This is a genomic window from Tenacibaculum halocynthiae (assembly GCF_964512825.1).
GTDB lineage: Bacteria > Bacteroidota > Bacteroidia > Flavobacteriales > Flavobacteriaceae > Polaribacter > Polaribacter halocynthiae.
On record NZ_CAZELG010000009.1, the window covers coordinates 153,993 to 166,542 of the forward strand.

The following is a 12,550-nucleotide window of genomic DNA, read 5'->3' on the forward strand; positions in this document are numbered from 1 at the left end:
TTTTCTAAAAATTTTTAATTAAAATTTAACTTTAATATTCATACCAAAAGTTCTACTACTTGGTAACTGTCCACCTTCTTCCCATCTTAAACCTGCATTGTTTACATTTTCAATCTCAGAAGGATCAACACCATCAACACTAGAGTAAATTAACCATAAGTTGTTTGCATAAGCATTAACTGTAATAGTTTCTATAGGAGTGTTTTCAAATATTTTCTTTGGGAAAGTATACCCTAAAGATAATTGTCTTAACTTAACGTAAGAAGCATCATAGATCCATCTTTCATGTAAAGCAAATAATCTTTTCCAATAAGTTTGGCTATCTACGAAGTAAGAAGCTGCGCTTCCTGAAGTAGCGTCAACACCTTCTACTAAAACACCACCAGTTGTATTTGATACGTTATTAGCGTTTATTGAAGTTCCTGAAACAATAGCACCGCTAGCATCTACTAATGGGTCTCTTACAGGGTTACCTTTTGCATTGTCTCCAACTGTAGCAATACCTAAACCAGCGTAGTTGTTAAACATTTGAGTAACTGAGAAATATTTCCCACCTTTTTGGAAATCAAGACTAAAAGATAAGTTAATTCCTTTATAGTTAAATGAGTTTGTTAAACCTCCAGTAAAATCAGGTAATAAGTTACCTAAATATTGATTTTGATCAAATTGAATACTACCAGTACTGCTTAATAACATGTTTCCATTAGCATCTCTTCTGATTTTTCTACCATAAATAGCACCATATTCTTGACCTACTTTAGCTTCTATAGTTAAACCTCTCCAAGAAGTATCAATTACATCTGTCGTAATAGCTTCATTAGTTACAGGGTTAACGTATAATTCATCAACTTGTCTCTTTAATGTTGCAAAGTTTAATCCAACATCCCAAGTAAAGTTTTCATTTTTAATAGGAGTTCCATTAATAGCAACTTCTATACCATTAGATGAAAATTTCCCAGAGTTAACACTTGATGAACTGTAACCTGTTGCATTTGATATAGGTATCTTTATTGGTAAATTAATATCTTTTCTGTCAAAATATGTTATATCTAAACCTAATCTGCTACCAAAAAACTTTAACTCAGTACCAATTTCAAACTCTTGCCTAATTCCTCCTTCAAGATTTGGATTAGCTTGATTACGTTGCGGGAAAAAAGGAACAGTCCCACTATTTGAAGAGCCAGAATCAAATGCAGTTACTAATTCATTAATACCAGGGAAACTTGGAGCCTCTGCATAACCAATACGTAATTTACCAAAACTTAATTCTTCTAAGTTAATGACTTTGTTAAATAAGAAACTTAAAGAACCTCCATAAGTTAATACTCTGTTGTCATTAGCGTTAGCAGTAGAGTTCCAATCTGATCTTACTGTACCATCTAAGAATAACATATCATTATACCCAAGAGAAGCAGTTGCAAATAAACCTCTGTTTTTACTGTTAACTTCGTTATTTGTGTATGTAGGTCTATCTTTAGAAGAAGCAACAGAGTATATACCAGGTATTGTTAAGCCACCACTAGAAGCTCCTCTTATAGATCTATCTTGCCATTGCCTTAATTCAGTACCAACAGAAGCAGTTAAATCTAAATTATCTGTAAGATCTTTGTTGTAAGTTGCCATTGCAAAAAATTCAGTAGAACTAATTGTACGATCTCTTTCAGCAAAAGATGTTTGGTTTAAACCTCCAAAAGCAACTCTTGCATCAGATTTGTAAGTGTTTACGGTTCTTCTAATTTCAGTATTTAATGTAATGTTATCAGTGATTTTGTAGTTCATTCCTACATTACCATAAACAGCATTTTTAGTTTGGTTCTTAATATTTTGATTAGTTTCAAAATATGGAGAATCCCAATATAAAGGGTTAACATTAGAAGTACTTCTAATATTCCATGTGTAAAATTTACCTCCTTGGAAATATGAATCTCTTAATCTGTTCATATCCAATTGTCTTTGGAACCATTGATTAAAGTTAGAAGCAATACTTCCATAACCACCAGTAGGATCATTTAAAGTAGTTCTGTATTGGTAGTTTATGTTTGTGTAAACTTCAAGTTTATCAGACACATCAAAACTAGCACTAGCACTAACTTGCTTTAAATTTCTCTTAGAGTTAGGTAAAACACCTTCAATGTCAACATTTCTTAATATAGTCTTAACACTATAACCATCTCCACCTTTAGAGAATGATAAAGTAGTATTATTTGTGATACCAGTGTTAAAGAAGTTTCTTACGTTATCTGGGTTAGCAGACCATGGTCTTAAGTTACCAAATTCAGAAGAGCCAGGTATCCAACTATCCCAATGTCTAACCATTCTACCATCTAATTTAGGACCCCAAGATTCATCAGCTGCATAATTAGGGATGTTTTGGCCGTTTAAAGTAGAAAAAGTTTGAGAGTATCCACCACCATATTCATTTTGGTATTCAGGTAAGATGTATACGTTTGAAACTTGTAAAGCTTGGTCAATTACAAATGATGTTTTTCCGTTTTTAGCTCTTTTAGTTGTTATAACAACAACTCCATTTTTACCAATAGGACCGTATAATGCAGTAGCACCACTACCTTTAAGAACGTTAAGACTTTCAACATCATCAACATTAATATCTCCAGAGTTGTCAATTTTTACACCATCAACAACATAAAGTAAATCACTCTCACCTCTTAAACGAATTAAAGCGTTTCCAAATCCAGAACTAGGAGCACCTAACATCTGTACACCGGCAACTTTACCAGCTATAGAATTATTAATGTCTACCTCTCTTGTTTGAGTAAGTTGTTCACCTTTTACAGTTTGTTGAGCAAAACCTAAACTTTTTGCTTCTCTTTTAATACCTAATGCTGTAACTACTACTTCGTTTAACACGTTATCATTCTCTAGTGTTACATTAATAGTATTTGAAGCACCTACAGTTTTTTCAGTAGTTTTCATACCAACAAAACTAAAAACAAGAATGTCCCCTTCTTTAGTTTTGATTGAGTATTTACCGTCAAAATCTGTTTCAGTACCTTGGGTAGACCCTTTTTTAAGTACAGACACCCCAGGTAAAGGTCCAGATTCATCGGAAACAGTACCTGAAATTGTTTTTTCTTGTGCAAAAGAAATTTGCACAACCAACGCTAATAGTAGCGTTAAAATTCCATTAAACTTTGTTTTCATTGCGTAATTGTTTGAATTAATTGCGTCAAAAGTCTTAAATAAAACTTAAAAAACCAACTAAATTGTTAACTAATTATTAAATAAGTTAACTAATTGTGAAATTTATTAAAGCTATTGGGGCTTTGTGGAATTTTTTTTAAAGATTATTAAAAATAATTAGATAATTTTAATGAAAGAAAAGAATTGTTGAGATTAAAGCTATTGTTATTTGATTTTCCTATAGAATATTCAATGTTTATTAAAGTGTTTTTCAATAGCTGTTTGTAACCTATACCTAGGCTTGTTAAGTGATTAGTTTTGTTGTTTATGTCTTTTAAGTAGGCATAGTCAAATAAGATGTACAATTGTGAGGTTTTTGATGTAATGTAACGGTATTCTGTATTTATGAATGTGTATTTTTTTGTAAAAAAACTTTGCTCATTAAATCCTCTAACACTACTAGCTCCTCCAATTCTAAATAATTCGTTGATCAAATATTTCTTTGATTCTAAGTAACCAATTTCATTTTTTATATATAGAGAATTGCGATTGTTTAGTGTAAAGTTTTTTTCTATTTCTGATTTAATTTTTAATTGTTTCTGTGTTTGTTTGTTTGAGTTTCTGTTTCCGAATAAAGGAGTTACTTTGAACAGGAAATGTTTATCAGTGAATAAAGTTTTATTGTTTTTGATATTGTAAATGTATGATATGCCTATAAAGTAATTTGAATAGTCATTAATGTTAGGAAGATTTTGTAATTGTAATGTGTTAGTAGAGTTGGTTGAATTGTATGTAATCGCCACGGTTGATTTGTGGTTTATAGTATATGCTATTTTTGAGTTGAATTTAGAATTTAAAAATGTAGAATCTTGTTTGTGTAGTTTAAATGATATACTTGGAGTTAGTGGAGTGTTAAATATATAAGGTAGCTCAGAAAATAATTCTATAGATTCATTTTGTTTGTTGAATGATTTCCATGAGATCTTAAAAGTTTCTCCTGAGTTTAATGTATTGTTTAGTAGTAGGTTAATGTGTCCATTTAGTTTAAAACCTTTTTTTTTTCCTTCAGATGTAAAGTTTATGATACCATCAAAATTACTCTTACTTTCTTTTTTTAGGTATAAAAATAGAATGGTTGAGTCCTTACTGAATAATAATTCTGGTTTTTTTATAGATTTAATGAAGTTTATAGATTTAAGTTTATAATCTATTTTTGATAATTTCTCTCTACTTATTGTTGTTTTGTTATTAATGCTAAGGTAGTTTTTTATGTATGTATTTGGGAAACTGGTGTAACCTTTAATAACGGTTTTGTCAATAAAACGTTTTTTTAGAAATGTGGTTTTTACATTAGCAAATAAAGTATCTCCCTTTAAATGTATGCTGTCAAGTTTTATCGAAGAAAAAGAATTTCCAAGATTGTCAAGTTCTTTTGTTTCATTTAGTAAAAATTCTTTTAGCTCTTTTGTTTTTATAAAGATGTTTTTATTCTTATAATGAATAGCAACTGTGTTTGTTTTATTGTTAAGGTTAAATAGGTAATTATATTCTTTGTTTTTAATATTTAAATGATATTTGTGATTGAAATATCCAATTGATTTTAAGTTGTTAGAAATTTTACTGATTTCTTGGAGTAGATTTTTTTTTGATAAGTGCTTTTGTTTAAACTTAATTTTTTTTAACACTTTATCTTCAATAGAGTCTTTTGAAAATACATTTAAATTAAATTCTTGAGCAGATGTTGTTTCAAAGAAAATAAACAGAAAAGTGAATAGAATATATGTTTTTGTGTGTCTTTTCAATGTAAAGTTTTTTTAGCTAAAGTACATTTATTATTAAGTATTTAAGGAAATACTGGATTGTTGTTTAAAAATAACTGGCTGATATTTGAATAATTAGAAATTAATCGTACATTTGCGCACTCTTAGAAATTAAGAGAAATTTTTAGTACAAACGAAAAATAGTAATTAATTAGTATGCCAACTATTCAACAATTAGTTCGTAAAGGAAGAACCAAAATAACTAAGAAGAGTAAATCGGCTGCTTTATCGGCATGTCCTCAAAGACGTGGAGTTTGTACGCGTGTTTACACTACCACACCAAAAAAACCTAACTCAGCAATGCGTAAAGTAGCGCGTGTTAGATTAACAAATGGTAATGAAATCAATGCGTATATCCCAGGAGAAGGACATAACCTACAAGAGCACTCGATAGTATTAGTTAGAGGTGGAAGGGTAAAAGATTTGCCAGGTGTTAAGTATCACATTGTTCGTGGAGCATTAGATACAGCTGGAGTTGAGGGAAGAACTCAACGAAGATCAAAATACGGAGCAAAACGCCCAAAAAAGTAAATTTAAGATAGTAACTTTTTTAATGTAAAGACATGAGGAAAAGAAGAGCTAAAAAAAGAGTTTTATTACCAGATCCAAGGTTTAACGACCAGTTAGTAACACGTTTTGTGAACAACTTAATGTGGGATGGTAAGAAATCTGTAGCATTCAAAGTTTTTTACGATGCAATTGATATCGTAAATGAAAAGAAAACTGACGAGGAGAAGTCAGCTTTAGAAATTTGGAAAGATGGTTTGTCAAATGTAATGCCACATGTAGAAGTTCGTTCTCGTCGTGTAGGTGGAGCAACATTCCAGATTCCTATGCAAATTCGTCCAGACCGTAAAGTATCTATGGCTATTAAATGGATGGTTTCTTATGCGCGTAAGCGTAATGAAAAAACTATGGCACAACGTTTAGCTTCTGAAATTTTAGCGGCTGCTAAAGAAGAAGGTGCTGCAGTTAAAAAACGTACTGATACTCACAAAATGGCTGAGGCAAACAAAGCGTTCTCACACTTCAGATTTTAATAGAAATGGCTAGAGATTTAAAATATACTAGAAATATTGGTATTGCTGCGCATATTGATGCAGGTAAGACTACTACGACTGAGCGTGTATTATATTATACAGGTGTTAGTCATAAGATAGGTGAGGTACATGATGGTGCTGCAACTATGGACTGGATGGAGCAAGAGCAAGAAAGAGGTATTACAATTACTTCTGCTGCTACCACTTGTGAATGGAAGTTCCCAGTTGAAAATGGAGAGCCTACAAAAGATACTAAAGGATATCACTTTAATATAATTGATACTCCTGGTCACGTTGATTTTACAGTAGAGGTAAACCGTTCATTAAGAGTTCTTGATGGATTAGTTTTCTTATTTAGTGCAGTTGATGGTGTTGAGCCTCAGTCTGAAACTAACTGGAGATTAGCAGATAACTATAAAGTTCCTCGTATTGGATTCGTTAATAAAATGGATCGTCAAGGTGCTAATTTTATGGCTGTTTGTCAACAAGTAAAAGATATGTTAAAGTCTAATGCTGTGCCAATTGTAATGAATATTGGAGATGAGGCAGATTTTAAAGGTATAGTAGATTTAGTAAAGAACCGTGCTATTGTATGGCATGATGCTACTCAAGGATCTACTTTTGATATTGTTGATATTCCAGAAGAATTAAAAGAAGAAGCTTCAGAATTACGTGGTAAACTTATTGAAGAAGTTGCTGCTTATGATGAAAATCTTTTAGAAAAATATATGGAAGATGAAGACTCTATTACTGAGGAAGAAGTGCATGCTGCTCTTCGTGCTGCTGTAATGGATATGTCAATCATTCCTATGATTTGTGGATCAGCGTTTAAAAATAAAGGTGTTCAGTTCTTATTAGATGCTGTATGTCGTTATTTACCTTCTCCATTAGATAAAGATGCTATTATTGGAACTAATCCTGATAATGGTGAAGAGCTTACTCGTAAGCCAGATGTAAAAGAGCCTTTTGCTGCTTTAGCATTTAAAATTGCTACTGATCCTTTCGTAGGACGTTTAGCTTTCTTTAGATCTTACTCTGGTCGTTTAGATGCTGGGTCTTATGTTTTAAATAACCGTTCAGGGAAAAAAGAACGTATTTCTCGTATCTATCAAATGCACGCTAATAAGCAAAATGCAATCGATTTTATCGAAGCAGGTGATATTGGTGCTGCTGTAGGATTTAAATCAATTAAAACTGGTGATACTTTATCAGATGAAAAACACCCTATAGTGTTAGAGTCTATGGATTTTCCAGATCCAGTAATCGGTATTGCTGTTGAACCTAAAACTAAAGCGGATGTTGATAAATTAGGTATGTCTTTAGCTAAGTTAGCAGAAGAAGATCCTACTTTTACCGTTAGAACTGATGAAGCATCAGGGCAAACTATTATCTCAGGAATGGGAGAGTTACACCTTGATATCATTGTTGATCGTTTAAAGCGTGAGTTTAAAGTAGAGGTTAACGAAGGTCAACCTCAAGTAGAGTACAAAGAAGCTATTACTGCAGTTGCTGATCATAGAGAAGTTTATAAAAAACAATCTGGTGGACGTGGTAAATTTGCTGATATTGTATTTACTATGGAACCTGCAGATGAAGGTGTTCAAGGGTTGCAATTTGAATCTATAATTAAAGGTGGTAACGTTCCTAAGGAATTTGTACCGTCTGTAGAAAAAGGATTCAAAGAAGCAATGAAGAATGGTCCTTTAGCTGGTTACGAAATGGATTCTATGAAAGTTACTTTAAAAGATGGATCTTTCCACCCTGTGGATTCTGATCAGTTATCTTTTGAATTGGCTGCAAAAATGGGATATAAAGCTGCTGCAAAAGCTGCAAGAGCTAAAATCATGGAGCCATTAATGAAATTAGAAGTATTGACTCCTGAAGAAAACATGGGAGACATTGTAGGAGATTTAAATAGAAGACGTGGTCAAGTGTCTGACATGAGTGATCGTGCAGGTTCAAAAGTTGTTAAAGCTTTAGTTCCATTATCAGAAATGTTTGGTTATGTTACAGCATTAAGAACAATGTCTTCAGGTAGAGCAACTTCAACTATGGAATTTTCTCATTATGCAGAAACTCCAAATAATATTTCAGAAGAAGTAATTGCAAACGCAAAAGGTTAATTAAGATGAGTCAAAAAATTAGAATAAAATTAAAATCTTACGATTATAATTTAGTAGATAAGTCTGCTGAGAAAATCGTAAAGACAGTGAAAAGTACTGGAGCGGTTGTAAATGGACCAATTCCATTACCAACTCATAAAAAGATTTTTACAGTATTACGTTCACCACACGTAAATAAAAAATCAAGAGAACAATTTCAATTATCTGCTTACAAGCGTTTGTTAGATATTTATAGTTCTTCTTCAAAAACTATTGATGCTTTAATGAAACTTGAGTTACCAAGTGGAGTAGAAGTTGAGATTAAAGTATAAGTAAATCAATAACTTTCGGTTTAATTTTGTTAAGCCGAAAGTTTTTTTTACTTTTGCACACCGAAATTTAAGTATTTCGATATTTTTTCTATTTGTTTTAATAGAAAAAAGACATGTCCTGAGGGTTTCGCAAGGGAAAAACGGTAAAACACAAAATAGTTAGAGCTAAAAGTGTTTACGCTCTTTTTTTTTACGTAAAACTTGAAAGTAATGTCAAACTGAAACATTTGTTTCAAACAATTTATATTAATAGACGCGCTGGATAAAATAAATCTATCGTCTGAAAATTAACAAATATGTCTGGGTTAATAGGAAGAAAAGTAGGAATGACCAGCTTATTCGATGAGAACGGGAAAAATATTCCTTGTACTGTAATCGAAGCGGGTCCTTGCGTCGTTACCCAAGTCAGAACCGAAGAGGTTGACGGCTATAACGCGTTACAACTTGGTTTCGATGACAAAAAAGCAAAAAGCTCAAATAAAGCTTTAGATGGTCACTTTAAAAAAGCTGGCACAACTGCTAAAAGAAAAGTCATTGAATTTCAAGGATTCGAAGGAGAGTACAAATTAGGAGATTCAGTTACTGTTGAGTATTTTGCAGAAGGAGAGTTTGTAGATGTATCAGGAGTTTCAAAAGGTAAAGGTTTTCAAGGTGTTGTAAAACGTCATGGATTTGCTGGAGTTGGACAAGCAACTCACGGTCAGCACAACCGTTTAAGAGCGCCAGGTTCTATTGGTGCTGCTTCATACCCTGCAAGAGTATTTAAAGGAATGCGCATGGCAGGACGTATGGGAGGAGATAATGTAAAAGTTCAAAATTTAAGAGTATTGAAAGTGGTTCCAGAAAAGAACCTTATCGTTGTTAAAGGAGCAATTCCAGGACACAAGAACTCTTACGTAACTATTGAGAAATAATGAAAGTAGCAGTATTAGATATTACAGGAAAAGATACTGGTAGAAAAGTTGAACTTTCTAGCGAAGTATTCGGAATTGAACCAAACGATCACGCGATTTATTTAGATGTTAAACAGTACTTGGCTAACCAAAGACAAGGTACTCATAAGTCTAAAGAAAGAGCTGAAATAGCAGGTAGTACAAGAAAGATTAAAAAACAAAAAGGAACTGGTACTGCAAGAGCAGGATCTATCAAGTCTGGTGTTTTTAGAGGTGGAGGACGTATGTTCGGACCAAGACCAAGAAACTATTCTTTCAAATTAAATAAAAACTTAAAGCGTTTAGCTCGTAAATCAGCTTTAAGTATTCAAGCAAAAGATAATAATTTAGTAGTTGTTGAAGATTTCAATTTTGAAGCTCCAAGAACTAAAGAATTTATTAATGTATTAAAAGCTTTAGAATTAGATTCAAAGAAATCTTTATTTGTTTTAACTGAAGAAAGTAAAAATGTTTACTTATCATCAAGAAACTTAAAAAAGTCTAAAGTTGTAAATGCTACAGGTATTAATACTTACAATGTTTTAAACGCAAGTAAAGTAGTTATAGCTGAAAGCTCATTAGAAGGAATTGAATCTAATTTAAGTAAATAGGGAAGAAATGAGTATTTTAATTAAACCTATTATTACGGAAAAAGCTACAAATGATAGCGAGGTGTTTAACCGTTATACATTTGTTGTAAATAAGAAAGCTAACAAAGTTGAAATCAAAGGTGCTATTGAAGCTACCTATGGTGTAGCAGTATCTGCTGTTAGAACTATGAACCATCCTGCTGAAAGAAAAACTAAATACACTAAAAAAGGTTTAGTATCTGGATTAACAAGTGGTTATAAAAAAGCAGTTGTACAGTTAGCAGAAGGAGAAACTATTGATTTTTATAACAATCTTTAAGAAAAGACAGAATGTCAGTTAGAAAATTAAAACCAATAACACCAGGTCAGCGTTTTAGAGTAGTGAATGGGTTCGACACCATTACTACTGATAAGCCGGAGAAATCTTTATTAGCTCCGAAAAAACGATCTGGAGGTCGAAACAATCAGGGAAGAATGACTACACGTAATATCGGTGGTGGTCATAAGCAAAAATACCGTATTATCGATTTCAAAAGAGATAAAGAAGGTATCCCTGCAACAGTAAAAACTATTGAGTACGATCCAAATCGTACTGCATTTATTGCCTTAGTTAGTTATGCTGATGGAGAAAAGCGTTATGTAATTGCACAAAACGGATTAAAAGTAGGTCAAACTATCGTTTCAGGTAAAGAATCTACTCCAGATGTGGGTAATGCTATGTACTTAAGTGATATTCCTTTAGGAACAACTATTTCATGTATTGAATTACATCCAGGTCAAGGAGCTGTTATGGCTCGTTCTGCTGGTTCTTTTGCTCAATTAATGGCAAGAGATGGTAAGTACGCTACTGTTAAGTTACCTTCAGGAGAAACAAGATTAATCTTATTAACTTGTAAAGCTGTTATAGGAGTTGTATCTAATTCAGATCATCAATTATTAGTATCTGGTAAAGCAGGTAGAAGTAGATGGTTAGGTAAGCGTCCTAGAACTAATGCTGTAAGAATGAATCCAGTTGATCACCCAATGGGTGGTGGTGAAGGACGTTCATCAGGAGGTCATCCAAGATCTAGAAATGGTATACCAGCTAAAGGATACAAAACTAGATCTAAGACTAAAGCTAGTAACAAGTATATCATAGAACGTAGAAAGAAATAATAAATCATGGCAAGATCATTAAAAAAAGGACCTTACGTTCACTACAAGTTAGAGAAAAAAGTGATGGCTAATGTTGAAGCAGGAAGTAAATCAGTTATTAAAACTTGGTCAAGAGCAAGTATGATTACACCTGACTTTGTTGGACAAACAATTGCAGTTCATAACGGACGTCAATTTGTTCCAGTATATGTTACTGAAAACATGGTAGGTCATAAATTAGGAGAATTTTCACCAACTCGTTCTTTTAGAGGACATGCAGGTGCAAAAAATAAAGGTAAAAAATAGTAGGAAATTATGGGAAGTCGTAAACATAACATGGCAACACAGTTAAAAGAAGCGAGAAAGCAAAGAGCTTTTGCAAAGCTTACTAACTGTCCTACATCACCAAGGAAAATGCGCTTGGTGGCTGATTTGGTAAGAGGAGTAGAGGTTGAAAAAGCTTTACAAATCTTGAAGTTTAGTCCTAAAGAAGCATCTAGAAATTTAGAGAAATTGTTAATGTCTGCAATTGCAAACTGGCAAGCTAAAAATGAAGATGCAAGTATTGAAGAGGCTGGATTATTCGTGAAATCTATTTGTGTAGATAGCGCAGGAATGTTAAAAAGATTAAGACCAGCTCCACAAGGGCGTGCACATAGGATAAGAAAACGTTCTAATCACGTAACTTTAGAGTTAGGAGCTAAAAATAAAAGTAATTAATCAAAGTAGAAATGGGACAAAAAACAAATCCAATAGGAAATCGTTTAGGAATTATCAGAGGATGGGAATCTAACTGGTATGGTGGAAATGACTACGGAGATAAAATTGCTGAAGATGACAAGATAAGAAAGTATATTTATGCTAGATTATCTAAAGCAAGTGTTTCTCGTGTAATAATAGAGCGTACTTTAAAACTTGTAACCGTTACTATCACTACTGCACGTCCAGGTATCATTATTGGTAAAGGAGGTCAAGAGGTAGACAAGTTAAAAGAAGAGCTTAAAAAAATTACTGGGAAAGAAGTTCAAATTAATATTTTTGAAATTAAGCGTCCTGAATTAGATGCTAAATTAGTTGCAGCTAGTGTTGCACGTCAAATTGAAAATAGAATTTCTTACAAGAGAGCTACGAAAATGGCTATTGCTGCTGCAATTAGAATGAATGCTGAAGGGATTAAAATCCAATTATCAGGTCGTTTAAATGGAGCTGAAATGGCACGTTCTGAACATTATAAAGAAGGAAGAATTCCTCTTTCTACTTTTAGAGCAGATATCGATTATGCACTTGTTGAATCGCATACTACATACGGAAGAATTGGTGTGAAAGTATGGATAATGAAAGGTGAGGTTTATGGTAAACGTGAACTATCTCCATTAGTAGGATTATCTAAGCAAAAAGGGAATTCTAATAAAGGAGGAGGAAAACGTCAACCTCGCAGAAGAAAATAATTTTTTTAAAA

Annotated in this window: 13 protein-coding genes; 11 read left to right on the top strand and 2 right to left on the bottom strand. The window is 32.7% G+C overall.

Annotation, left to right across the window (positions count from 1 at the left end):
- Positions 1–18: 18 nt before the first annotated feature.
- On the bottom strand, positions 19–3,162 hold the full coding sequence (locus ACKTTQ_RS01365; protein WP_408048222.1) for a SusC/RagA family TonB-linked outer membrane protein: 3,144 nt from the start codon (positions 3,160–3,162) through the stop codon (positions 19–21).
- 146 nt (positions 3,163–3,308) lie between these two features.
- Positions 3,309–4,943, bottom strand: a complete 1,635-nt coding sequence (locus tag ACKTTQ_RS01370) for a BamA/TamA family outer membrane protein (RefSeq protein WP_408048223.1) — start codon at positions 4,941–4,943, stop codon at positions 3,309–3,311.
- Between the two features lie 174 nt (positions 4,944–5,117).
- Here ACKTTQ_RS01370 and rpsL point away from each other — a divergent pair, with 174 nt between their 5' ends.
- From rpsL to rpsC, 11 genes are all read left to right on the top strand, one after another.
- Positions 5,118–5,492: a 30S ribosomal protein S12 gene (gene rpsL, locus ACKTTQ_RS01375; RefSeq protein ID WP_093868921.1), complete on the top strand. Its 375-nt coding sequence runs from the start codon at positions 5,118–5,120 to the stop codon at positions 5,490–5,492.
- A gap of 32 nt (positions 5,493–5,524) precedes the next feature.
- The gene (rpsG, locus tag ACKTTQ_RS01380; RefSeq protein WP_093868920.1) at positions 5,525–6,001 is read left to right on the top strand and encodes a 30S ribosomal protein S7; all 477 of its coding nucleotides are present in this window, start codon (positions 5,525–5,527) and stop codon (positions 5,999–6,001) included.
- A gap of 5 nt (positions 6,002–6,006) precedes the next feature.
- Positions 6,007–8,124 carry an elongation factor G gene (fusA, locus tag ACKTTQ_RS01385; protein ID WP_408048224.1) on the top strand — a complete coding sequence of 706 codons (2,118 nt, stop codon included), beginning with the start codon at positions 6,007–6,009 and terminating at the stop codon, positions 8,122–8,124.
- Between the two features lie 5 nt (positions 8,125–8,129).
- The gene (gene rpsJ / locus ACKTTQ_RS01390) at positions 8,130–8,435 is read left to right on the top strand and encodes a 30S ribosomal protein S10 (protein WP_075342599.1); all 306 of its coding nucleotides are present in this window, start codon (positions 8,130–8,132) and stop codon (positions 8,433–8,435) included.
- 296 nt (positions 8,436–8,731) lie between these two features.
- Entirely contained in the window at positions 8,732–9,349 is a 618-nt protein-coding gene (gene rplC, locus ACKTTQ_RS01395) for a 50S ribosomal protein L3 (RefSeq protein WP_093868918.1), read from the top strand.
- Positions 9,349–9,978 carry a 50S ribosomal protein L4 gene (gene rplD, locus ACKTTQ_RS01400; protein WP_093868917.1) on the top strand — a complete coding sequence of 210 codons (630 nt, stop codon included), beginning with the start codon at positions 9,349–9,351 and terminating at the stop codon, positions 9,976–9,978. The genes rplC and rplD overlap by 1 nt, the downstream gene beginning before the upstream one ends.
- Before the next feature lie 7 nt (positions 9,979–9,985).
- Positions 9,986–10,276, top strand: a complete 291-nt coding sequence (gene rplW / locus ACKTTQ_RS01405) for a 50S ribosomal protein L23 (protein WP_093868916.1) — start codon at positions 9,986–9,988, stop codon at positions 10,274–10,276.
- A gap of 11 nt (positions 10,277–10,287) precedes the next feature.
- A complete protein-coding gene (rplB, locus tag ACKTTQ_RS01410) occupies positions 10,288–11,112 on the top strand; it encodes a 50S ribosomal protein L2 (RefSeq protein ID WP_093868915.1) in 825 nt (274 codons plus the stop codon).
- 6 nt (positions 11,113–11,118) lie between these two features.
- Positions 11,119–11,397, top strand: coding sequence for a 30S ribosomal protein S19 (gene rpsS / locus ACKTTQ_RS01415; RefSeq protein WP_093868914.1), 279 nt, complete (start codon positions 11,119–11,121; stop codon positions 11,395–11,397).
- Between the two features lie 9 nt (positions 11,398–11,406).
- On the top strand, positions 11,407–11,811 hold the full coding sequence (gene rplV / locus ACKTTQ_RS01420) for a 50S ribosomal protein L22 (protein WP_093868913.1): 405 nt from the start codon (positions 11,407–11,409) through the stop codon (positions 11,809–11,811).
- A gap of 11 nt (positions 11,812–11,822) precedes the next feature.
- Positions 11,823–12,539: a 30S ribosomal protein S3 gene (gene rpsC / locus ACKTTQ_RS01425; protein WP_093868912.1), complete on the top strand. Its 717-nt coding sequence runs from the start codon at positions 11,823–11,825 to the stop codon at positions 12,537–12,539.
- The last annotated feature ends 11 nt before the right edge of the window (positions 12,540–12,550 follow it).